Genomic DNA, 22,524 nt, shown 5'->3' with positions numbered 1-22,524 from the left:
CATACCGGCCGTGCCACGATCGCGCCCTCGGTTACCCGGAGGTGATCCCGTGTCACGTCGGCTGCTGCGTGCCGTCTGCATCGCCGCGACCCTGGTCGCGGCCGTTCCGCTGTCCGCCGCCGCCGCACCGCCGGTGGGGCCGCCGACCGGGCCGCCCGTCGGTCCCGCCGCCCTGCGCGACGCCCCGGAGGCGGCCTCGAACGCTCCGGAGACGCGGGAGGCGCAGGGGGTCCAGGAGGCTCTGGAGGCGCAGGACGCGCCGGGGGCGACCGGGGCCGCGGCCGTGGGCGGGCTGCTCACCCGGATGCGGGGGCTGTACCAGAAGGCCGAGGAGGCCGCCGAGGCCTACAACGCCACCGAGGCCGCCCTCACCGCCCGCCGCGCCGAGGAGCGGCGGCTCAGCGCCGACCTCGGCAGGGCGCGCACGGAGGCCGGCGCCCAGCGGGCCCTGGCCGGGCGGCTGGCCCGGGAGCAGTACCGGGGGGCGCGGGGCTTCTCCCCGTACGCCCGGATGCTGATGTCCGGGGATCCGAACGCCGCGCTCGACGAGCGCCGGCTGGCCGCGCGCGAGGGCGCCCGCCGGGCGGACGTACTGGCCCGGCTCGCGCAGGGCGAGCAGCGGGCCGGGGCGCTGGCGGCGGCCGCCCGCACGGCGCTGGACACGCAGCAGGCCCTCGCCGCCGAGCACAAGCGGCGCAAGGACGAGGCGGCGGCGCGGCTCAAGGAGGTCGAGCGGCAGCTGGCCTCGCTGACCGCCGACCAGCTGGCCGGACTCGCCGAACGGGAGCGCGGGGAGACGGCCGACGCGCAGCGGGAGCTGGTGGATTCGGGCCGCCTGGGCAGTCCCGGCGCGGCCGCGGCCCGTACGCCCAGCGCCGCGGGCGGGGCCGCGCTGACCTATGCGAGCGAGCAGATCGGCAAACCCTACGTGTGGGGCGCCCAGGGGCCCGGGTCCTTCGACTGCTCGGGGCTCACCTCTCAGGCGTGGGCGCACGCGGGGCGCTCGATCCCGCGCACCAGCCAGGAGCAGTGGGAGCGGCTGCCGAAGGTGCCGCTGGACCAGCTGCGCCCCGGTGACCTGGTGGTCTACTTCCCGAAGGCGACCCACGTGGCCCTCTACGTCGGCAACGGCAAGGTGATCCAGGCACCCCGGCCCGGCGCGCGGGTGAAGGTGTCGCCGATCGCCGCCAACCCGCTGCTGGGGGCCGTACGGCCGGATCCCGACGGGGTCGCGCTGGCGTCGTACAGCCCGCCGCCCCTGCCCGAGGGCGCGGGGACCGGCGCCGGGGCCGGTACCGGGGCGGCGGGCGACGACAGCGGTTACTCGGCCGAGGAAGCGCCCGGGGCGGCCGAGGCGGCCGACGTGTCCTCGGCGGCCGCCGCCGAGGTCACTTCCGCGAGGTAGCCCGCGGTGTCCTCGGGGTCGTAGAAGTAGGAGTCGAAGTCCGCGGGGTTGTCGAAGCCGTTGGCGAAGCGGTCGGCCACCGGCCGGAGCTGCCCCGCCGCGCCGATCAGGCCCAGCACGTGCTCCGGCGGTACGCCCAGCATCGCGTTGGTCCACTGCGTCACCGGCTTGCCCGTGGTGAACCAGTAGGTGGCGAAGGTGGCCTTCATCCACGCCTCGTCGAACGGCTTGTCCCCGTGCATCAGGATCGACGAGAGGTAGGAGGCCGCGCACTTGGCGGCCGAGTTGGAACCCTGCCCCGTGATCGGGTCGTTGGCGACGACCACGTCCGCGACGCCGAGCACCACGCCGCCGCCCGGCAGCCGGCCGACGGGGTGGCGGACGACCGGCGCGTACCGGCCCGCCAGGGTGGCGCCCGCGTCCGTCAGTTCCACGCCCCGCGTCCGCGCGTGCTCCCAGGGGGTGAACCGCTCCATCAGGTCCAGGGTGAGCGCGAGGTGCTCCGCCGGGTCCCTGACGCCGGCGAACACGTCGAGCGGGCCGCCCGGGACGCCCTCCCAGAACAGGATGTCGGCGCGCCCGGAGGTGGTCAGGGTGGGCATGACGAACAGCTCGCCGACGCCCGGGACCAGGTTGCAGCGGACCGCTTCGGTGTCCGGGTGCTCGGGCCGGGGGCCCAGCCCGTGCACGTAGGAGACGGCCAGCGCGCGCTGCGGGGCGTCGTACGGGGAGCGCGACGCGTCCCGTTCGAACATCGAGACCAGCTCGCCCTTGCCCGCCGCGACGAGCACGAGGTCGTACGTGCGGGAGAAGAAGTCGAGGTCCGCGATCGAGGCGCCGTGGATGACCAGCTGGCCGCCGCGCTGGGTGAAGGCGTCGAGCCAGCCGGCCATCTTCACGCGCTGGTCGACCGACTGCGCGAACCCCTTGAGGCGGCCGAGCCAGTCGATCGGGCGGGAGCCGTCGGGGGCCGCGACCGAGACGCCGACGCCCTCGATCTTCGGCGCCTGCCCCTCCCAGAAGTTCAGCCCGAGGTCGCGTTCGTGCCGGAGCGCCGTGTCGAACATGACCTGCGTGGACATGACCCGGCCGCCGCGGATCTCGTCCGGCGTGCGGTTGGACATGAGGGTGACCTCGTACCCCTTGGACTGGAGGCCGAGGGCGAGCTGGAGGCCGGACTGCCCGGCTCCGACGACGAGTATCTTGCGCATGACGGTCTCTCTCCGGGCTGCGGTACTAGGCGGGGGTGGCGTCCAGGGCGTGGCCCACGAGCGTCATCAGGGACTCGACGACCGTGGCGCGGTCGCGCGCGTCCATGATCACGACGGGGACGGCGTCGGAGATGGTCAGCGCCTCCCGCACGTCCTCGGGCTCGTAGGAGGCGGAGCCCTCGAAGTGGTTGACGGCCACGGCGTACGGCAGACCGCAGCTCTCGAAGTAGTCGAGGGCCGGGAAGCAGTCGCGCAGCCGACGGGTGTCGGCGAGCACGATGCCGCCGATGGCGCCGCGCACGAGGTCGTCCCACATGAACCAGAAGCGCTTCTGGCCGGGCGTTCCGTAGACGTACAGGACCAGGTCGTCGTCCAGCGTGACCCGGCCGAAGTCCATGGCCACGGTGGTCGTGTGCTTGTCCGGCGTGCCGGTCAGGTCGTCCGTCGGCGCGCTCGCCTCGGTCATCACCGCCTCGGTACGCAGCGGGGTGATCTCCGAGACCGAGCCGACGAAGGTGGTCTTGCCCACGCCGAAGCCGCCCGCCACCAGCACCTTGACGGCGACGGGGGCGCGCGAGCGGTCGTACTGCCACGGCTGGACGGGGTCGTCCGCGAGGTCCGCGGGCGCGGTCGGGTCAAAGACGGCTGAGCCCACTGAGCACCCTTTCCAGCAGCGCGCGTTCGGGGCGGCCGGTGCCGTGCCCGGTCCCGTAGACGCGGATCCTTCCCTGGTCGGCGAGGTCGCTGACGAGCACGCGGACGACGCCGAGCGGCAGCTTCAGCAGCGCGGCGATCTCGGCGACCGTGCGCATGCGGCGGCACAGCTCGACGATCGCCCGCATCTCGGGCGTCCGGTCGGGCCGGGCCGCCGGGGCCCTGACCCCGGGGTCGAGGGTGGCGACGAAGCTCTCGACGGGCAGGACGTGCGCGAAGCGGGTCCGTCCGCCCGTGAGCGAGTACGGGCGGACGCGGGCGGGGCGCCGGTCGGCGCCGCGTATCGGCAGCCGGTCGGAAGCCGGACTCCTCACGGGGTGTTCTCCATCGACTGGCGCAGCTCGCTGCGGACTTCGGGGGTCAGGACGTGGCCGGCGCGGCCGACGAAGAGCGCCATGTGGAAGGCGACGACGCTCATGTCGCAGTCCGGCGTGGCGTGCACGCCGAGCAGGGAGCCGTCGCTGATGGCGGTGACGAAGACGCAGCCGCGCTCCATCGCCACCATGGTCTGCTTGACGCCCCCGCCGTCCATGAGCTGGGCGGCGCCGGTGGTGAGGCTGCCGAGGCCGGAGACGATGGTGGCGAGGTCGGCCGAGGCGCCGCGGGGGCCGCGCGGGCGGCCCTCGGGCTGCGGGCCGCCGCCCACATCGCCCACCTCCGGGGCCTGGCCCGGCTCGGAGGACAGCAGCAGCAGGCCGTCGGAGGAGACGACGGCGACCGACACGATGCCGGGCACCTCCTCGACCAGGTCGGTCAGCAGCCACTGCAGATTGCGGGCCTGGGTGCTCAGTCCGTACGTACTGGGCGCGGTCATGTGCGTGCCTCCTGTGCGGTGTCCCCCGGATCGGTCTGGCCCTCGGCGTCGGCGAGTTCGGCCTCGACGACGCGTCGCCCGTCCCTGGCCCCCTGGTAGAAACCGCCGAGGCGGCGGCGGAGTTCCTCCGCGTCCACCCGCTTGGGCTCCGCCCCGGTCGCGGGGGCGGCCGCGGCCTGCGGGCCGGGGGCCGCGACGGCGCGCGGGGTGCGCTTGGGGAGGCCCTTGTCGGTGACGGCCTCGTCGGGATGGCTTCCCTGGCGCGGGACCCAGTCGCCGGGGCCGTCGGGGGCCTGGGCGTGGGCGTCGCCCGCGGGGGCGGTGCGCCGCTCCCGCTTCGGCAGCCCGGCGCCGGGGCCCTTGCGTACGGGCAGGCCGCCGTTCCGCTCGCCCGCGGCGCCTTTCACGCCGACGGGCGTGCCGGGCCGCGGGTCAGCGGCGGGGACGGTGAAGACCTGGTCCGGGGACGGCAGCAGGTCCGCGGGGTCGGCGGCGGGCACCACGCGGGCCAGCAGCTCCTCGGCGGGCTCCTGCCCCTGCTCCGCCACGGGCGGCACCGTCGGCGGCGCCGGCAGCCGGACCTCCAGCGTCCGCTCGGACTCGGGTACGTCGGGGGTCGCCGGGGGCGCCGGATCCGCCGGGGGCACCGGGGCCTCCGCGGAGGCCGGGGCCTCCGGGGACGCCAGAGCCTCCGGGGCGTCCGGGGCGTCCGGGGCCGGCGGCTCCGTGGGCGGCGCGGGTGCGGGGACCGTGAACACCTGGTCCGCCGGTACGGCGTCAGGGGCCGGCTCCGGGGCCTTCTCGCTCAGCGGCACGACCGGGATCCACTCCCGCTCGCCCGCCTCGTCCGCGTCCGCGGGCCCCTCCGGCCCCGCATCGGCGGTCGGCTCCTCGGCCGGGTCCGCCTCCGGAGCCGCGTCGGTCACGGCGACCGGAGCCTCCGCCGGCGCCTCCTCGGACGCGGGGGCCGGGGCCGGGGCCGGAGCGGGGGCCGGGGTGTCCTCGCCGCGCAGGCGGGGCGAGAGGACGTTGCCGTTGGCCTCGGCCACCACGCCGGGGAGGTCCGGGAAGGGGGCGGCGCCGGGGGCCGTCAGGTGGTGGACCGGGGTGCCCGGTGCGGCGATCGGGAGCAGGGTGACCGGGATGACCACGAGGGCCTCGGTACCGCCGCCGCGGGCGGCGCGGAGTTCGGCCGTGACCCCGTGGCGCGCGGCCAGCCGTCCCGCCACGTACAGCCCCAGGCCCAGGCCGTGCTCGGCCTCGGGCTCCTCGTCGTACGCCTCCGGCTCGGCCAGCCGGGCGTTGAGCGCGGCCAGCCGGTCCCCGCTGACGCCGATGCCCTCGTCGATGACGGACAGCACGGCGTCGCCGGAGTCCAGCAGCCACCCGGAGACCTTGACCTTGGCCTCCGGCGGCGAGAAGGTCGTGGCGTTCTCCAGGAGTTCCGCCAGCACGTGCGAGATGTCGTCGGCGGCGTGTCCCGCCACCTGCGTGGCGCCCGGCAGCGCGGCCAGGTCGACCCGCTCGTAGCGCTCGATCTCGCTCACCGCGGCCCGCATGACGTCCACCAGCGGGACCGGCGTGGCGTGCCCCGGGCCGTGGTCCTGGCCCGCGAGGACCAGCAGGTTCTCGTTGTGGCGGCGCATCACCGTCGCCAGGTGGTCCAGCTTGAAGAGGGTGGCGAGCTGGTCGGGGTCCTGTTCCTTGGACTCCAGCTCCTCGATGACGGTGAGCTGGCGCTCGACCAGGCCGAGGGTGCGCAGGGAGAGCGAGACGGAGGTGGTCGACATGATGCGCCGGTGCTCCTCCAGCCCGGCCCGCAGGCGCGCGAGCTCCTCCTCCAGGGCGCCGCGGCCGCTGCTCAGCGCCTCGTTGCGGCCGACGAGGCGGCGGCGGTCGGCGTCGAGGCCCGCGATCCGGGTGTGCAGGGACACGGTCTGGTCGCGCACCGCGTTGAGGTGGCGGACCACCTCGGCGAACTCGTCGTTGCGCCCGGTGAAGCGGACCGGTTCCACCGACCCCTCGGGGGTCGCCAGCCGGGCGGCGCCGCGCCGCAGGACGGACAGGGGCCGGGTGAGGGAGCGCGCGACGGCGGTCGCGAAGACGACGGCGAAGAGGAACAGGGCGCCGAGGACCGCGATCGTCCGTTCGAGGGCCGTCACGTCGTCGTCGCGCAGCGCGGCCAGCGCGCTGGAGCGGTCGACCGCGAGGTTCGATTCGACGGACCGCATCCGGTCTATGCGCGCGGACAGCGCGGCGCCCACGCTCTCGCCGTCGAGCTTGCGGTCGGCGGCGGTGAGGGCGGGCCGGTCGGTCAGCCGCTTGAGGTAGTCGTCGGCGCTCTTCACCTCGGGGCCGGTGACGGTCACCGCGAGGGTCTGGCGCACGTCGGGCCGCGCGGCCCGTGCGAAGTCGTCGAGGGCCGCCAGTTCCCGTACGCGCGAGCGCTGGGCGGCGGTGGCGAGTTCGTCGGACGCGGCGGTGTTCTGGGACTGCTCGCCGCGGGGGACGGCCAGCGCGGCGAGCAGCAGTCCGCGGGTGGCCGAGGCCTGGTCCACGGCCTGCCCGAGGGGCGCCAGCGGGCGGGTCGTCGCGAGGGCGCCGGTGGCGCGCGGCGGGGTCAGCTCGATCAGCCGGTCGCCGGGAGCGGTCAGTTCGCCGAGGAGGGCGGAGTAGGCCTGCTGGGCGGCGAGGGCGCCGCCCTTGCCGCCGACGGCCTCGGAGCGTACGGCCCGTACGCGGTCCAGCGCCCGGGCGAGCGGCTCGTCGGCCTCGGGGCGCAGTTCCGCGAGCTGCCGGTCGGTGCCGGCGGCGCGGTCGTCGACCACGGACTTCCCCGCGGCGGGGCGGCCCTTGGCGACGTACTCGGTGACGGCGTCGCGCTCGTCGGCGAGCAGATGGGTGAGGGTGAGGGCCTGCTGCGTCCGGTCGGCGAGGGTGACCAGCTGCTGGGAGTCGTTCAGCTCGGAGGCGGCGGTGACCACCGCGGGGGCGCCGGCCGCGAGGACGGTGAGCCCGGTGACGGCAACGCCGATGACCAGCCTGCGGCGCACCCGTACGGTGCGTCCCGCGCGGCCCGCCGTGGCGTGGCCGTCGGCAGGGGTGGCGGCGGTGCCGTTCTTCCGAGACGGCTTCTTCTGCACCGGTGCTCGCAATCCTGTACGTGTGCTCGTGCTCGTCTACTCGTGTGGCCGAGGTACCGGCCGGTCAACAAGTAAACGCCCCCTGCCCCCTCGTACCGCTCAGACCTTCGCAGTGTGCTGGGGAGAGAGCCGCACATCGCTCACCCGGCCACTTGAACGAGTGAACAACACGGATGAGTTGACGAACAACTCCGGCGGTCCCCCGTCAGGCCTGGGGCATGGACAGGCGGTTGAAAGATCCATGGGCGCTTGACAGGATGCCCGCCCACAGCCGCCCGGACACTTCGATTCCACCGGTTTCCGCCCGTTCGGGCGGGTCCGTGACGGTGGGACGCGCGGCGCGGGGCCGCGCCGGTGCGCACCCGCCCCGCCCCCGCCCGTTCACCGGCCCGCGTCCCGGCCGCCGCCCGGCGGACCGGACATCCCGGGCAGACTGTCCCCATGCGCATCGACCTCTCCTCCGCCCCCGGCGACCCGGAACGCCCCAACGAGGACTGGCTGTCGGCCTCGGTCCCGGCGCCGGGCGGCGGCGGTGTGCTGGTCGCGCTGGACGGGGTCACGCCGCCGGGCGGGGACGTCGGCTGCGCGCACGGCGTGCCGTGGTTCGCGGCCCGCCTGGGCGGGCGGCTGACCGAACTGTCCGGATCGCGGCGGGACATGCCCCTCGACGGGGTCCTCGCCGAAGCGATCCGCGTGACCGCCGACGCGCACCGCGAAACCTGTGACCTTTCTCACGTGCGCACCCCGCAGGCGACGGTGGTCGTGGTCCGCTGGGACGCGGAGTACGTGGAGCACCTCGTGCTGTCCGACTCCGTCCTCCTGCTGCGCGCCCCGGACGGAGGGGTGACGGCGGTGCTGGACGACCGGCTCGACCGGGTGCCCGCGGAGGTCCTGCGCTCGGTGGCCGCCACCGACGCGCTGCGCAACTCCGGCGCGCAGGGCTCCTTCTACACGGCGGCCGCCGATCCCGCGGTGGCCGCCCGGGCGGTCACCGGCCGCACCCCGCGGGCCCGGGTGGCGGCGCTGGCCGCGCTGACGGACGGCGCGAGCCGCTGGACGGACACCTTCGGGGCGGGCGACTGGGCCGCCTGCATGGCCGTGCTGCGCGAGGAGGGCGCGGGAGCGCTGATCGACCGGGTCCGCGCGCTGGAACGGGCCGCGGCCCGCGCGGGCGACGGCCGGGTCCGCTCGAAGCGCCACGACGACGCGTCGGCGGCGTACGCGGAGCTCTGAGGGGGGCGGCGGCCGAAGCCACCGCGCCGGTGGGGGCGCCGGGCCCTATTCGGCGCCCTGGTTCAGCTGGTTGAGCAGCCGGGCCAGTTCCGCGACCTCGCCGCGGTCCCAGTCCGCGAGCTTGCGCATGTACTGCTCGCGGCGGGCGTAGCGCACCCGCAGGAAGCGTTCGCGGCCCTCTTCGGTCAGGCCCACCAGGAAGGCCCGGCCGTCGGCCGGGTCCGGTTCGCGGGCGACCAGGCCGAGGTTCTCCAGGGCGCGCAGCTGGCGGCTCATGGTCGCCTTGCCGACGCCGAAGTAGGCGGCGAGCTCGGTGGCGCGCTGGCGGCCGGCCGCTTCGAGGCGGACGAGCAGGCCGTACGCCGCCGGCTCCAGCTCGGGGTGCAGTGCGCGGGCCATCTCGCCGGAGGAGGCGCGGGCCCTCCGGAGGAAGACGGACAGCTCCCGCTCCAGGGCGAGGAACTCCTGGTCTTCACTCCCGTGCACGGACCGCTCCCATCGATGGTGTGGAGGACCAGTATCGAGGAGCGGACCGCAGGGCGGCCCGGGGCCCCGCCGCAGCGGGGTCACGGGCCGTCGGGTGGCCGCGGTGCGTGCGGATCAGGCGGCCGCGACCACCGGTTCCACGACGGCCGAGAGGGCCAGCTCCAGCACCTGGCGCACGTCCGTCACCGGGTGCACCTCCAGCCGCTCCAGCACCTCGGCCGGTACGTCGTCCAGGTCCGCCTCGTTCCGCTTCGGGATGATCACCGTGGTGATCCCGGCCCGGTGCGCGGCCAGCAGCTTCTGCTTGACCCCGCCGATCGGCAGCACCCGCCCGGTCAGCGACACCTCGCCGGTCATGGCCACGTCCGTGCGCACCTGGCGGCCGGAGAGCAGCGAGGCCAGCGCAGTGGTCATGGTGATGCCCGCGCTCGGGCCGTCCTTGGGGACCGCGCCCGCCGGGAAGTGGATGTGCACGCCCCGGTCCTTGAGGTCGGCGACCGGGAGCTCCAGCTCCGCGCCGTGCGAGCGCAGGAAGCTGAGCGCGATCTGCGCCGACTCCTTCATGACGTCTCCGAGCTGGCCGGTCAGGGTGAGCCCGGCGGCCCCGGTCTCCGGGTCCGCCAGCGAGGCCTCCACGAAGAGGACGTCGCCGCCCGCGCCGGTCACGGCGAGGCCGGTGGCCACGCCGGGGACGGCGGTGCGCCGCTCGGCCGGGTCCTGGCCCGCCTCGGGCACGTGGTGCGGGCGCCCGATCAGGCCCCGCAGGTCCTCGGCGCCGATCCGCAGCGGCAGTTCCCGCTGCCCCAGCTCGTGCTGGGAGGCCACCTTGCGCAGCAGTCGCGCCAGCGACCGCTCCAGGGTGCGCACGCCCGCCTCGCGGGTGTACTCGCCCGCCAGCTTGCGCAGCGCGTCCTCGCCGAGGGAGACCTCCTCGGCCGCCAGGCCGGCCCGCTCCAGCTGGCGGGGCAGCAGGTGGTCCCGGGCGATGACGACCTTCTCGTCCTCGGTGTAGCCGTCGAGCCGGACGATCTCCATCCGGTCGGCGAGCGCCTCGGGGATCGACTCCAGCACGTTGGCGGTGGCGAGGAAGACCACGTCGCTGAGGTCGAGTTCGACCTCCAGGTAGTGGTCCCGGAAGGTGTGGTTCTGCGCCGGGTCCAGGACCTCCAGGAGCGCGGCGGCCGGGTCGCCCCGGTAGTCGGAGCCGACCTTGTCGATCTCGTCGAGGAGCACGACCGGGTTCATGGACCCGGCCTCCTTGATCGCGCGGACGATGCGGCCGGGCAGTGCGCCGACGTACGTCCGCCGGTGGCCGCGGACCTCGGCCTCGTCCCGTACGCCGCCCAGCGCGACCCGGACGAAGGTGCGGCCCATGGCGTGCGCCACGGACTCGCCGAGCGAGGTCTTGCCGACGCCGGGCGGCCCGACGAGGGCCAGCACGGCTCCGCCGCGGCGGCCGCCGATGACGCCGAGCCCGCGCTCGGAGCGGCGCTTGCGGACGGCCAGGTACTCGGTGATCCGGTCCTTCACGTCGCTCAGCCCGGCGTGTTCGGCGTCCAGGACCTCGCGGGCGCCGCGGATGTCGTACGCGTCCTCGGTCCGCTCGTTCCAGGGCAGTTCCAGCACGGTGTCCAGCCAGGTGCGGATCCAGGATCCCTCCGGCGACTGGTCGCTGGCGCGCTCCAGCTTCTCGACCTCCTTGAGCGCGGCCTCGCGGACCTTCTCGGGCAGGTCGGCGGCCTCGACGCGGGCGCGGTAGTCGTCGGACTCCTCGCCCTCCTTCTCGCCATTGAGTTCGCGCAGTTCCTTGCGCACGGCGTCCAGCTGGCGGCGCAGCAGGAACTCGCGCTGCTGCTTGTCGACGCCGTCCTGCACGTCCTTGGCGATGGACTCGGCCACGTCCTGCTCGGCGAGGTGGTCGCTGAGCATCTTCACGGCGAGCCGCAGGCGGGCGACGGGGTCGGTCGTCTCCAGCAGCTGGAGCTTCTGCTCCAGGGTCAGGAACGGCGAGTAGCCGGAGTTGTCGGCGAGGGCCGAGACGCCCTCGATCTGCTGCACCCGGTCCACGACCTGCCAGGCGCCGCGCTTCTTGAGCCAGCTGGTGGCGAGGGCCTTGTACTCCTTGACCAGCTCGGCGGCGACGCCGGGCAGCGGCTCGGGGACCTGCTCGTCCACGGTCTCGCCCTCGACCCAGAGCGCCGCCCCGGGCCCGGTGGTCCCGGCCCCGATCCGGACCCGCCCGCGGCCGCGGATCAGGGCCCCGGGATCACCGTCGGACAGCCGCCCGACCTGTTCGACCGTGCCCAGGACGCCGGTGGCGGCGTAGGTGCCGTCGACCCGCGGCACGAGCAGCACCCGCGGCTTCCCCGTCCCCGCGGCGGCCTGCGCGGCCTCCACCGCGGCCCGCACCTCCGCGTCGGACAGGTCCAGCGGGACGACCATCCCGGGCAGGACGACCTCGCCGTCTAGCGGCAGCACGGGCAGGGTGAGCGATTCGGACGACGAAGCCATGATTTTCCCTCCGGCAGCGAAGTTGAGCTATGCCGACTCAATGCTTGTGCGCCGCCCAATGTTCCCCAACCCCCGTTCGCCCGGGGCGAACGCGCCGGAGAGCGATGCCGACGGGTGCTGCCGAGGTGCCCGCGCCGGGGTCAGGACGCCGTGATTCGTACGTCCCCCGAGCTGGTCCGCACGGTCAGGCGCGCGGCGGCGGCCGGGTCCGTGGGGACCGCCACGTCGCGGTTGCCGGAGCTGGTGGTCAGGTCGACCCGGTAGGGGCCGCCGGGGACCCGCAGGGTGACGTCCCCCGAGCTCGCCTCGGCCGTCACGGAGGCGGGCGCCCGGGTGAAGTCGAGACGGGCGTCGCCCGAGCTGGAGTGGACCGCGGCGCTCGGGCCGCCCAGGGCCACGCCCGTGATCTCCCCCGAGGAGGTGGAGACGCGCAGCGCCCCGGAGATCCGCTCGGCCCGTACGGACCCGGAACTGGCGGCCAGCTCGGCCTCCGCCACGCCCGTCACCGTGATGGAGCCGCTGCTGCTGCCCAGCTTGACCCGGGCGACGGCGGGGACCTCCAGCCGGTAGTCGACGTAGCAGGACGTGCCGTCGCCGCAGTCGTCGGTGAAGGTCAGGGCGCCGCCGGAGATCCGCTGGCCGGGGCGCGGCAGGGTGTCGCCGCCGTAGTGGACGGTGCGGTGCACCGCGACGCCGGGGCCGGTGCCGGGGACCACCTCGATCGAGCCCCGGCGGGAGTTCCTGATCTCGACCGACGTGACGGCCTCGGTGACCGTGGCATCGGCGGTCGCGGTCCGCGTCGTCTTCTGGTCCCCGCCGCCGAGGAGGTCGGGGGTGCAGGCGGAGAGGAGCAGCGCGGCGGCGAGCGCGGCGAGGGCCGTGACCGGCGGGGCGGGGGCGCGGCGTGAAGTCATGCGCCGAGTCTCGCGGCGCGGCCGCGCCCGGTCGATGGCGCTGCTACCCCTGCCGGGGGTGGTGCCAGCCCTACCCCCGGCCCCCCTCGCGGTCAGTCGCCGGTGGCCACGGGGAGCTCGCCCGGCCTGCCCCACTCGCTCCACGAGCCGTCGTACACGGCCGGGTCCGGGTAGCCGGCCAGGACGGCCCCCAGCGCGAGCACGCAGGCGGTGACGCCCGAACCGCAGCTGACGTACAGCTGCCGGTCCCCGGCCAGTTCGCGCAGCACGGCGCGCAGTTCGGCCTCGGGGAGCATCGCGCCGCCGCGCTGGAGTTCGCCGAAGGGGAGGCTGAGCGCGCCGGGCATGTGGCCGCCGCGCAGGCCGGGGCGTGGTTCGGGGGCGGTGCCCGCGAAGCGTGCGCGGGTCCGCGCGTCGAGGACGACGGCGCGCGCCGGGTCGGCGAGGGCCCCGCCGACGGCGGCGCTGTCCACGATCAGCCCGGGGCGGGGGCGGGCGGTGAAGGTGCCGGGCGGGCCGTCGTAGCCGGCCGGCGCGCCCTCGACGGGCAGCCCGGCCGCCTCCCACGCGGGCAGTCCGCCGTCGAGCACGGCGGCCCGGTCGAAGCCCATGGCCCGCAGCATCCACCAGGCGCGGGCGCTGGAGTGGATGCCCGCCCCGTCATAGACGACGACGGTGCTGGTGTCGTCGATCCCGAGGGCGCGGACGGCCGCGGCGAAGGCCCCGGGCGAGGGCATGGTGTGCGGCGCGGGCGCGGTGTGGTCGGAGAACGCCCCGTCGAGGTCGAAGGCGCGGGCCCCCGGGATCCGCCGGGGCGCTCCCCGGTGCGGCCCCACGGAGGCGTCGGCCACGACGACCCCGTCCGCCCCGGAGCCGAGCCGCTCCGCGAGCCATTGCACCCCGACCAGCGGCCGGAGGTCTGTGTGCCGAACCGTCACTGCTGCCTCCCGGGCGCTTGGGCCCCCATCCTGCCGGACCCCCGGAGCCGGGGGCCGAGCGGGGCGGGGCGGGGCGGGGCGGGGCGGGGCGGGGCGGCGGAGACTACGGGCAGGTCCCGGGCGCGGCGAAGACGGCCAGCCGGGCGCCGTGCAGGGAGGTCACGCGGCACAGGTCGAAGTGCGCGGCCAGGGCCTGCCGTTTGACCGCCTCCCGGGGGTAGGGGTCCACCGGCTCGCCCGCCGGGTCCAGGACGGCCAGTACCCGCGGGGCGGCGAGCAGGTGGGCGCGAAGCTCGGCGTCGGGCAGTTCCGTGCCCCAGAGCGTGTCCGAAGCGGCGGGAGGCGCGGCCAGGGCCACGTCGCGCAGGCCCGCGTAGAGCCCGGGCGAGGACAGCAGCCACTCGCGCCGGCGCGCCGGCAGGAACAGCACCGCGTCCCCCGGCCGCGCCTCGGCCCGCACGGCCGCCGCGACCGCGAGGACGTCGTCCTTGCGGCTCTCGGGCGTCCGCAGCCACCCGGCCCAGAAGCCGAACGGCACCAGCAGCGCCCCCGCCACCACCCACGCGACCCAGCCGCCGGCCGCCAGCCGCGCCCCCACGAGCAGGGCGAGCCCGGCGAGGGCGTAGAGCACGTACCGGTCGACGTACAGGGGGTGCACCAGCGAGACGGCCAGCAGCACTCCGGGCGGCGCCAGCGCCAGCGGCACGGCGACCCGGACGAGGGCCCGGTCGGGGATCCCCCGCGCGAGCAGCAGCGCCGCTCCCGCGATCACGGCGTACGCCGCCCAGTCGCCCGCCTTCGGGCGGCCGAGCCAGCCGAGCTGCTGCTGCGCCTGCCCCGCGCTGAGCAGCACCAGCGGGGCCAGCGCCACCCCCACGGCCACCACGCACCACCGCCAGGCGCGCGAGCGCCACGCGACGACGCCGTGCGCGAGCAGGACCAGTACGGCGAACTCGTGCAGCCAGCAGCCGAGCGCGAGCACCACGGCGTACGCCGCCCAGCACTCGCTCACCAGCAGGTACGTCGCCCAGATCACGGCGGCCGCGACCAGCGCGTACGAGCGCCCCTCCTGCGCGTACATCTGCACGGGCGGCAGCACGGCGTACGCCGACCCGGCGAGCAGGGCCGCCCGCTCCCCCGCCCCCAGCCGGCGGGCGAGCGCCGCCACCCCGGCGGCGGCCAGGGCGGTGGCCAGCACGGAGGGCAGCCGCAGCGCCCAGAGCCCGCCGTCCCACACGGCGAAGACGCCGTGCATCAGCAGGTAGTACAGGCCGTGCACGGCGTCGACCTGCCCCAGCAGCCCGACGAGGTCCCCGGAGGTCCGGTGGGCCACCTGGTGGGTGACCGACTCGTCGCGCCACATGGAGCCGCCGCGCGGCAGCCCCCACAGGCCGAGGGCGAGCGCGAGCAGCGGGGGCAGCCCGCGCCGCGCCCGGGCGGTGTTGCGGCCGATGGGGTGCCTCCGGGTATCCGTACGGGCGTGGGGCCTCCATACTCGGGGGCGACCCGAGTCCTCGCGGAGGTGGGGTGTGCGAACGTACCGAACGACGGCCGCGGTGGCCGTGGGAGCGCTGGTCCTGGTGCTCGGCGGCTGTACGCCGGCCGGTCCGGGCACGCCCGGGCCCGGCGCCGGATCCCCGTCCGCCGCCCCCTCCGCTTCCGCCCCGCCCCCCGCCTCCGCCTCCCCTCCGGGCACCACCCCCTCCGGGAGCGCTCCGCCGGCCGCCACGCCGACCGCCGCGCGGCAGCAGCTGCTCCTGGTCACCCGCAGCGGGGGGTACGCCGGACGGCGGAGCACGCTGGACATCGGGGAGGACGGGGCGTGGACCCTGCGCGACGCCTCCGACCGGCCGGTGCGCACGGGGAGGCTGACGGGGGCCGGACTCGACGCACTGCGCGGCGCCCTGCGGCAGGCGGATTTCGCGCACCTTCCCCCGGTGGCCACCGACCAGGGAAAGGTGTTCGACGGCTTCACCTACTCCTTCGTCCATGACGGCCACCAGGTGGTCGCGACCGACGGCTCCGTCCCGCCGGCCCTGCGGAAGGTTTTGGACGCGCTGCCCTCCTTCGAGACGCCCTGACCCCGCGCCGCGGCGCACCCTCACCCGAACGAAGCCCCGCCGGTGGAACCCCCACCGGCGGGGCTTCGTTGTGGGGTCGAGTGACCGTCCGGTCACGGAGAGGATCCGCCCATGTCAGCCCACGTCACCGGGGTCGGCGCCGCCGCCGCGCCCGCCGCCGCGCCCGTCACCGTCGACCGCCGCCAGGGCCCGTACGGCGAGGTCGCCCTGCGCCGCCGCGGCGGAACGTACGAGATCATCGCCAACGGCTGCTTCCTCATGGACACCTCCGACGGCCGCTCCGAGCGCCTGCTGGTGGACGCCGCGCGCCGCGCCCTGCCCGCCGGCCGGACGCGCCCGTCCCTGCTCATCGGCGGCCTCGGCGTGGGCTTCTCCCTCGCCCACGCGGCCGCCGGGGACCACTGGGGGCGGATCAGCGTGGTCGAGCGCGAGGAGGCGGTCGTCGACTGGCACCGCTCCGGGCCGCTCGACACGATCTCGGGCCCCGCCCTGGCGGACGAGCGGGTCGCGATCGTCCGCGCGGACCTGGTCGCCCACCTGGCCGACCCGGCGACCGGGCCGTACGACGCCCTCTGCCTGGACATCGACAACGGCCCCGACTGGACCGTCACCGAGGACAACCGCGGCCTGTACTCCCCCGCCGGGCTGGCCGCCTGCCGGGCCAGGCTCACTCCGGGCGGCGTACTGGCCGTGTGGTCCGCACAACCGTCCGCCCCGTTCGAGGACGCTTTGCGGAATGCCGGATTCAGTTCGGTACGGACGGAAGAGGTGCCCGTTGCCCGAGGTGTCCCGGACGTCGTCCACCTCGCGCTGAACCCCTCATAGCCGCGGCCCGGAGGCTCCTCTACGCTGCACCCCATCACGCGGGATCTTCACGGGTCCCCCGTCGGACTACCGGGGCGGGACATGGATCAGACACACACCACCCACAACGGGGCCGGGGCCTCGCCTGCGACCCCCGGCGCGCAGCGGCGGGTGCTGGTCGTCGAGGACGACCGCACCATCGCCGAGGCGATCGCCGCCCGGCTGCGCGCCGAGGGGTTCCAGGTGCAGACCGCGGCGGACGGGCCCGCCGCCGTCGCGGCCGCCGAGACCTGGCTGCCGGAGCTGCTCGTCCTCGACGTGATGCTGCCCGGCTTCGACGGCCTGGAGGTCTGCCGCCGCGTCCAGGCCCAGCGGCCGGTGCCGGTCCTGATGCTCACCGCGCGCGACGACGAGACGGACCTGCTGGTAGGCCTCGGGGTCGGCGCCGACGACTACATGACCAAGCCGTTCTCCATGCGCGAGCTGGCCGCCCGGGCCCACGTCCTGCTGCGCCGCGTGGAGCGGGCGGCGATCGCCGCCCACGCCCCGCGCGGCTCCACGCTGCGCCTGGGCGACCTGGAGATCGACCACGCGCAGCGCCGCGTCCGGGTGCAGTCGGAGGACGTCCACCTGACGCCCACCGAGTTCGACCTGCTGGTCTGCCTCGCGGGCACCCCGCGCGCGGTGCTCTCGCGCGAGCAGCTGCTGGCCGAGGTCTGGGACTGGGCCGACGCCTCCGGGACCCGGACGGTCGACAGCCACATCAAGGCCCTGCGCCGCAAGATCGGCGCCGAGCGGATCCGTACGGTCCACGGCGTCGGGTACGCCCTGGAGACTCCGGCGCAGCCGTGAGCGGGCGGCTGCCGGGGCCGGGGCTGCGGCCGTTCTCGCCCTTCTCGATCAAGACCAAGCTGGGCACCCTCGTGGTGGTCTCGGTCTTCATCACCACGGGCCTGCTGATGGTGGCCATGCGCACGGCGACCGAGGTGCGCTTCATCACGGTGTTCTCGGTGATCGCCTCGATGCTGATCACCCAGTTCGTGGCGCACAGCCTGACGGCGCCGCTGGACGAGATGACGACCGTGGCCAAGGCGATCTCCCACGGCGACTTCACCCGCCGGGTGCGCGGCTCGGGCCGCCGCGACGAGCTGGGCGACCTCGCGGAGACGATCAATCTGATGGCCGACGACCTGGAGGCGGTGGACCGCCACCGCAAGGAACTCGTCGCGAACGTCTCCCACGAGCTGCGGACCCCGATCGCGGCGCTGCGCGCGGTGCTGGAGAACGTGGTGGACGGCGTCTCCGCCGCCGACCCCGAGACGATGCGGACGGCGCTCAAGCAGACCGAGCGGCTGGGGCGGCTGGTGGAGACCCTGCTGGACCTGTCCCGGGTGGACAACGGGGTGGTCCCGCTGAAGGCGCGCCGCTTCGAGGTGTGGCCGTACCTGTCGGGCGTCCTGAAGGAATCGGGCCTCGCGGCGGCCGGGCGCCCCGGCCTGACCTCGGGATCCGGCGGCCACACCCGCAACGACGTCCATCTGCACCTGGACGTCTTCCCGCCCGACCTGTCGGCCCACGCGGACGCGGAGCGGTTGCACCAGGTGGTGGCGAACCTCATCGACAACGCCGTCAAGCACAGTCCGCCGCACGGCCGGGTGACGGTACGGGCGCGGGGCGCCGACGCGCCCGGGAGCCTGACCCTGGAGGTGATGGACGAGGGCCCGGGCATTCCGGAATCGGAGCGGCTGCGGGTCTTCGAACGGTTCAACCGGGGCAGCGCGCGGGGCGGTGACGGCGGCACCGGGCTGGGCCTCGCGATCGCCCGCTGGGCCGTCGGACTGCACGGCGGTCACATCGGCGTGGCCGAATCCCCTCGCGGCTGCCGGATCCGGGTCACCCTTCCGGGCAGCTCGTAGGGGGCGTGTTGACGTAGGGTTCGAGTGGGAAGGACATGATCTCGGCCACACCGGCCCGGGGTCCGTCAGGGGTGCGACGCCAGGGGGCCGCAACCACGGTGAGCCCTACCCGAACCACGCTTGTTTCCCGCCATTCCACACGGTGAAACCCGCCGTTCGGTGTGACCTGCGCGACGGATGTCCCGCCCGGTCTGCATCCGACCGCCGGGGAGGCGTAGCCTTTATTCCCGCTGTCCATACCTTGTGAAGCGGAAGAGGGCGGTTGCCGCCGTGTCGCCACAGTCCCCCAGTAATTCGAGCACCACGACCGAATCAGCAGAGAGCGGGAAGACCCCTGCCTCAGGCTTCGGCGCGAACGAGTGGCTCGTCGACGAGATCTATCAGCAGTACCTCCAGGACCCGAATTCGGTCGACCGGGCCTGGTGGGACTTCTTCGCCGACTACAAGCCGGGCGGCGTGAGCGCCCCGGCGAAGGCGGAAGAGCCCACGCAGACCCCGACGACGGACGGCGCCTCCGCACAGGCCGCCCCCGCCGCCGCAGCCCCGCAGGCCGCCGACGCCGCCACGGGGGCGGCGCCCGCCGCGCCCACGGCCGCCGCTCCGACCGCCGCCACGCCTGTGTCAGCTCCTGCCCCTGCTCCTGCCACCCCCTCTGGTGCCCCTGCTGTGACTGTCACCTCCCAGGCCCCGGCCTCGGCTCCGGCCGCCGCCCCCTCCGCTCCCGCCGCCGCTCCGAAGGCCGCGCCCGCCACCGAGGCCCCCGCGGGCCCCGAGCTGGTGACGCTCCGCGGCCCCGCCGCGGCAGTGGTCAAGAACATGAACGCCTCCCTGGAGGTGCCGACGGCCACGTCCGTCCGCGCCGTCCCGGTGAAGCTGCTGTTCGACAACCGCATCGTGATCAACAACCACCTGAAGCGCGCCCGGGGCGGGAAGATCTCCTTCACCCACCTCATCGGGTACGCGATGGTGCAGGCCATCAAGGCCATGCCGTCGATGAACTACTCCTTCGCGGAGAAGGACGGCAAGCCCACCCTGGTCAAGCCGGAGCACATCAACTTCGGCCTGGCGATCGACCTCGTGAAGCCGAACGGCGACCGCCAGCTCGTCGTCGCCGGCATCAAGAAGGCCGAGACCCTCAACTTCTTCGAGTTCTGGCAGGCGTACGAGGACATCGTCCGCCGCGCCCGCGTCGGCAAGCTGACGATGGACGACTTCACCGGCGTCACCGTCTCGCTGACCAACCCCGGCGGCCTGGGCACCGTCCACTCCGTGCCCCGCCTGATGCCCGGACAGTCGGTCATCATGGGCGTCGGCTCGATGGACTACCCCGCCGAGTTCCAGGGCACCTCGCAGGACACCCTGAACAAGCTGGGCATCTCCAAGGTCATGACCCTGACCTCGACCTACGACCACCGGGTCATCCAGGGCGCGGCCTCCGGCGAGTTCCTGCGCGTCGTCGCGAACATGCTGCTCGGCGAGAACGGCTTCTACGACGACGTCTTCGAGGCGCTGCGCATCCCGTACGAGCCGGTCCGCTGGCTCCGGGACATCGACGCCTCGCACGACGACGACGTCACGAAGGCCGCCCGCGTCTTCGAGCTGATCCACTCCTACCGGGTCCGCGGCCACGTCATGGCCGACACCGACCCGCTGGAGTACAAGCAGCGCAAGCACCCCGACCTCGACATCACCGAGCACGGCCTCACCCTGTGGGACCTGGAGCGCGAGTTCGCGGTCGGCGGCTTCTCCGGCAAGTCGATGATGAAGCTCCGCGACATCCTCGGCGTGCTGCGCGACTCGTACTGCCGCACCACCGGCGTCGAGTTCATGCACATCCAGGACCCGAAGCAGCGCCGCTGGATCCAGGACCGCATCGAGCGCCCGCACACCAAGCCGGAGCGCGAGGAGCAACTGCGCATCCTGCGCCGGCTGAACGCCGCGGAGGCGTTCGAGACCTTCCTGCAGACGAAGTACGTCGGCCAGAAGCGCTTCTCCCTGGAGGGCGGCGAGTCGGTCATCCCGCTGCTCGACGCCGTCATCGACTCGGCCGCCGAGGCCCGCCTCGAAGAGGTCGCGATCGGCATGGCCCACCGCGGCCGCCTGAACGTCCTCGCCAACATCGTCGGCAAGTCGTACGCGCAGATCTTCCGCGAGTTCGAGGGCAACCTCGACCCGAAGTCGATGCACGGCTCCGGCGACGTCAAGTACCACCTGGGCGCCAACGGCACCTTCACCGGCCTGGACGGCGAGCAGATCAAGGTCTCGCTGGTCGCCAACCCCTCGCACCTGGAGGCGGTGGACCCGGTCCTGGAGGGCGTCGTCCGCGCCAAGCAGGACATCATCAACAAGGGCGGCACGGACTTCACCGTCCTGCCCGTCGCCCTGCACGGCGACGCGGCCTTCGCGGGCCAGGGCGTCGTCGCCGAGACGCTGAACATGTCGCAGCTGCGCGGCTACCGCACCGGCGGCACCGTCCACGTCGTGATCAACAACCAGGTCGGCTTCACCGCCGCCCCGGAGTCCTCGCGGTCGTCGATGTACGCGACCGACGTGGCCCGCATGATCGAGGCGCCGATCTTCCACGTGAACGGCGACGACCCGGAGGCCGTGGTCCGCATCGGCCGCCTGGCCTTCGAGTTCCGCCAGGCGTTCAACAAGGACGTGGTCATCGACCTCATCTGCTACCGCCGCCGCGGCCACAACGAGTCCGACAACCCGGCCTTCACGCAGCCGCTGATGTACGACCTGATCGACAAGAAGCGCTCGGTGCGCAAGCTGTACACCGAGTCCCTCATCGGTCGCGGCGACATCACCCTGGAAGAGGCCGAGCAGGCGCTCCAGGACTTCCAGGGCCAGCTGGAGAAGGTCTTCGCGGAGGTCCGCGAGGCCGCCACGCAGCCCGCGCTGGCCGCCCCGGCCCCGGCCCCGCAGGCCGACTTCCCGGTGACCGTCGACACGGCGATCTCGCAGGACGTCGTCAAGCGGATCGCCGAGTCGCAGGTCACCATCCCCGAGGGCGTGACCGTCCACCCCCGTCTGCTGCCGCAGCTCCAGCGCCGCGCCGCGATGATCGACGAGGGCACCATCGACTGGGGCATGGGCGAGACCCTGGCCTTCGGTTCGCTGCTGATGGAGGGCACCCCGGTCCGGCTGTCCGGCCAGGACTCGCGCCGCGGCACCTTCGGCCAGCGCCACGCGGTCCTCATCGACCGGGAGACGGGCGAGGACTACACCCCCCTCCTGTACCTCTCGGACGACCAGGCCCGCTACAACGTCTACGACTCGCTGCTCTCCGAGTACGCGGCCATGGGCTTCGAGTACGGCTACTCGCTGGCCCGTCCGGACGCGCTGGTCCTCTGGGAGGCCCAGTTCGGTGACTTCGTCAACGGCGCGCAGACCGTCGTCGACGAGTTCATCTCCTCCGCGGAACAGAAGTGGGGCCAGACCAGCGGCGTCACGCTCCTGCTCCCGCACGGCTACGAGGGCCAGGGCCCGGACCACTCGTCCGCGCGTCCCGAGCGCTTCCTCCAGATGTGCGCGCAGGACAACATGACGGTGGCCATGCCCACGCTCCCGTCGAACTACTTCCACCTGCTGCGCTGGCAGGTCCACAACCCGCACCACAAGCCGCTCATCGTCTTCACGCCCAAGTCGATGCTGCGTCTGAAGGCGGCGGCGTCGAAGGCGGAGGAGTTCACCACCGGCGGCTTCCGTCCGGTCATCGGCGACTCGACGGTGGACCCGAACGCGGTCCGCAAGGTGGTCTTCTGCGCGGGCAAGGTCTACTACGACCTGGAGGCCGAGCGGGAGAAGCGCGGCGTCACGGACACCGCGATCATCCGCATCGAGCGGCTGTACCCGCTGCCGGGTGCGGAGCTCCAGGCCGAGATCGCCAAGTTCCCGAACGCGGCGAAGTACATCTGGGCGCAGGAGGAGCCGGCGAACCAGGGTGCGTGGCCGTTCATCGCGCTCAACCTGATCGACCACCTGGACCTGGCCGTCGGGGCCGAGGTCCCGGCCGGCGAGCGGCTGCGGCGCGTGTCGCGTCCGCACGGGTCGTCTCCCGCCGTGGGTTCCGCGAAGCGGCACCAGGCGGAGCAGCAGCTGCTGATGAACGAGGTCTTCGAGGCCTAGTCGCCTCGCTGCCCCACCCGAAGGCCCGGCCCCCCAAGGGGACCGGGCCTTCCCCGTTCCGGGCCTCCCCGCCCTCCGGGCGCACTCCAGCCCCGCCGGGGCACGTTCCAGCCCCGCTGGGCAAATCCAGCCTCGCCGGCGTTTGAGGCGCGGGTCCGGGCGGAGCCCGGGGCGGCCCGCCAGGGCCGTTGTCCCCTGCGGGGCTCGGGGGGGGGGGGGG

At 74.6% G+C, this 22,524-nt stretch carries 17 protein-coding genes; 7 read left to right on the top strand and 10 right to left on the bottom strand.

Translation table 11 applies throughout. From position 1 onward, the window contains the following. Positions 1-49 precede the first annotated feature (49 nt). Positions 50-1,405, top strand: a complete 1,356-nt coding sequence (locus tag AC0693_RS26155; protein WP_478803055.1) for a C40 family peptidase — start codon at positions 50-52, stop codon at positions 1,403-1,405. Here the strand turns inward: AC0693_RS26155 and AC0693_RS26150 are convergent. The 5 genes from AC0693_RS26150 to AC0693_RS26130 are packed head-to-tail and all read right to left on the bottom strand — an operon-like array spanning position 1,321 to position 7,287. Beyond that, on the bottom strand, positions 1,321-2,616 hold the full coding sequence (locus AC0693_RS26150; protein ID WP_478803054.1) for a styrene monooxygenase/indole monooxygenase family protein: 1,296 nt from the start codon (positions 2,614-2,616) through the stop codon (positions 1,321-1,323). The genes AC0693_RS26155 and AC0693_RS26150 overlap by 85 nt on opposite strands. 25 nt (positions 2,617-2,641) lie before the next feature. Continuing rightward, positions 2,642-3,271 (bottom strand): GTP-binding protein, encoded by a 630-nt coding sequence (locus AC0693_RS26145; protein ID WP_356415282.1) that lies wholly within the window; start codon positions 3,269-3,271, stop codon positions 2,642-2,644. Continuing rightward, complete coding sequence (locus AC0693_RS26140; RefSeq protein ID WP_356415280.1) at positions 3,252-3,644, bottom strand: DUF742 domain-containing protein; 393 nt, start codon at positions 3,642-3,644, stop codon at positions 3,252-3,254. Before AC0693_RS26140 ends, AC0693_RS26145 begins: the two co-directional genes overlap by 20 nt. Next, positions 3,641-4,144, bottom strand: a complete 504-nt coding sequence (locus tag AC0693_RS26135) for a roadblock/LC7 domain-containing protein (protein ID WP_478803053.1) — start codon at positions 4,142-4,144, stop codon at positions 3,641-3,643. Before AC0693_RS26135 ends, AC0693_RS26140 begins: the two co-directional genes overlap by 4 nt. After that, the gene (locus AC0693_RS26130) at positions 4,141-7,287 is read right to left on the bottom strand and encodes a sensor histidine kinase (protein ID WP_478803052.1); all 3,147 of its coding nucleotides are present in this window, start codon (positions 7,285-7,287) and stop codon (positions 4,141-4,143) included. Before AC0693_RS26130 ends, AC0693_RS26135 begins: the two co-directional genes overlap by 4 nt. Before the next feature lie 441 nt (positions 7,288-7,728). Here AC0693_RS26130 and AC0693_RS26125 point away from each other — a divergent pair, with 441 nt between their 5' ends. Then, positions 7,729-8,520: a hypothetical protein gene (locus AC0693_RS26125; protein WP_469317841.1), complete on the top strand. Its 792-nt coding sequence runs from the start codon at positions 7,729-7,731 to the stop codon at positions 8,518-8,520. A 45-nt stretch (positions 8,521-8,565) separates the two neighbouring features. Here AC0693_RS26125 and AC0693_RS26120 read toward each other — a convergent pair whose 3' ends face one another. The 5 genes from AC0693_RS26120 to AC0693_RS26100 all read right to left on the bottom strand — a co-directional run bounded on the left by AC0693_RS26120 (position 8,566) and on the right by AC0693_RS26100 (position 14,732). After that, positions 8,566-9,006 (bottom strand): MarR family winged helix-turn-helix transcriptional regulator, encoded by a 441-nt coding sequence (locus tag AC0693_RS26120; protein ID WP_356415270.1) that lies wholly within the window; start codon positions 9,004-9,006, stop codon positions 8,566-8,568. 114 nt (positions 9,007-9,120) lie between these two features. Continuing rightward, entirely contained in the window at positions 9,121-11,517 is a 2,397-nt protein-coding gene (lon, locus tag AC0693_RS26115) for an endopeptidase La (protein ID WP_478803051.1), read from the bottom strand. 140 nt (positions 11,518-11,657) lie between these two features. Continuing rightward, positions 11,658-12,431 (bottom strand): DUF4097 family beta strand repeat-containing protein, encoded by a 774-nt coding sequence (locus AC0693_RS26110; RefSeq protein WP_478803050.1) that lies wholly within the window; start codon positions 12,429-12,431, stop codon positions 11,658-11,660. A gap of 92 nt (positions 12,432-12,523) precedes the next feature. Continuing rightward, on the bottom strand, positions 12,524-13,369 hold the full coding sequence (locus tag AC0693_RS26105) for a sulfurtransferase (protein WP_478803049.1): 846 nt from the start codon (positions 13,367-13,369) through the stop codon (positions 12,524-12,526). Positions 13,370-13,472: 103 nt separating this feature from the next. Continuing rightward, the gene (locus AC0693_RS26100; RefSeq protein WP_478803048.1) at positions 13,473-14,732 is read right to left on the bottom strand and encodes a glycosyltransferase family 39 protein; all 1,260 of its coding nucleotides are present in this window, start codon (positions 14,730-14,732) and stop codon (positions 13,473-13,475) included. 166 nt (positions 14,733-14,898) lie between these two features. Here AC0693_RS26100 and AC0693_RS26095 point away from each other — a divergent pair, with 166 nt between their 5' ends. The 5 genes from AC0693_RS26095 (at position 14,899) to AC0693_RS26075 (ending at position 22,304) form a co-directional block, all read left to right on the top strand. Beyond that, a complete protein-coding gene (locus AC0693_RS26095) occupies positions 14,899-15,450 on the top strand; it encodes a hypothetical protein (protein ID WP_478803047.1) in 552 nt (183 codons plus the stop codon). A gap of 111 nt (positions 15,451-15,561) precedes the next feature. Further along, on the top strand, positions 15,562-16,275 hold the full coding sequence (locus AC0693_RS26090; RefSeq protein ID WP_469317835.1) for a spermidine synthase family protein: 714 nt from the start codon (positions 15,562-15,564) through the stop codon (positions 16,273-16,275). An 81-nt stretch (positions 16,276-16,356) separates the two neighbouring features. Beyond that, positions 16,357-17,106, top strand: coding sequence for a response regulator transcription factor (locus AC0693_RS26085; RefSeq protein ID WP_356415251.1), 750 nt, complete (start codon positions 16,357-16,359; stop codon positions 17,104-17,106). Further along, positions 17,103-18,170 (top strand): HAMP domain-containing sensor histidine kinase, encoded by a 1,068-nt coding sequence (locus tag AC0693_RS26080; protein WP_478803046.1) that lies wholly within the window; start codon positions 17,103-17,105, stop codon positions 18,168-18,170. Before AC0693_RS26085 ends, AC0693_RS26080 begins: the two co-directional genes overlap by 4 nt. A gap of 270 nt (positions 18,171-18,440) precedes the next feature. After that, the gene (locus AC0693_RS26075) at positions 18,441-22,304 is read left to right on the top strand and encodes a multifunctional oxoglutarate decarboxylase/oxoglutarate dehydrogenase thiamine pyrophosphate-binding subunit/dihydrolipoyllysine-residue succinyltransferase subunit (RefSeq protein WP_468471836.1); all 3,864 of its coding nucleotides are present in this window, start codon (positions 18,441-18,443) and stop codon (positions 22,302-22,304) included. Positions 22,305-22,524 lie beyond the last annotated feature (220 nt).

This window comes from Streptomyces sp. NPDC043876 (assembly GCF_056435825.1).
Note: the sequence above shows the minus strand (reverse complement) of the source record. Positions and strands in the feature narration are given on the sequence as shown.

Bases quoted from the DNA above. Each gene is read 5' to 3' on its own strand.
- AC0693_RS26150 (WP_478803054.1), bottom strand. From the start codon at position 2,616: ATGCGCAAGATACTCGTCGTCGGAGCCGGGCAGTCCGGCCTCCAGCTC.
- AC0693_RS26135 (WP_478803053.1), bottom strand. From the start codon at position 4,144: ATGACCGCGCCCAGTACGTACGGACTGAGCACCCAGGCCCGCAATCTG.
- AC0693_RS26125 (WP_469317841.1), top strand. From the start codon at position 7,729: ATGCGCATCGACCTCTCCTCCGCCCCCGGCGACCCGGAACGCCCCAAC.
- lon (WP_478803051.1), bottom strand. From the start codon at position 11,517: ATGGCTTCGTCGTCCGAATCGCTCACCCTGCCCGTGCTGCCGCTAGAC.
- AC0693_RS26110 (WP_478803050.1), bottom strand. From the start codon at position 12,431: ATGACTTCACGCCGCGCCCCCGCCCCGCCGGTCACGGCCCTCGCCGCG.
- AC0693_RS26100 (WP_478803048.1), bottom strand. From the start codon at position 14,732: ATGTGGCGCGACGAGTCGGTCACCCACCAGGTGGCCCACCGGACCTCC.
- AC0693_RS26090 (WP_469317835.1), top strand. From the start codon at position 15,562: ATGTCAGCCCACGTCACCGGGGTCGGCGCCGCCGCCGCGCCCGCCGCC.
- AC0693_RS26085 (WP_356415251.1), top strand. From the start codon at position 16,357: ATGGATCAGACACACACCACCCACAACGGGGCCGGGGCCTCGCCTGCG.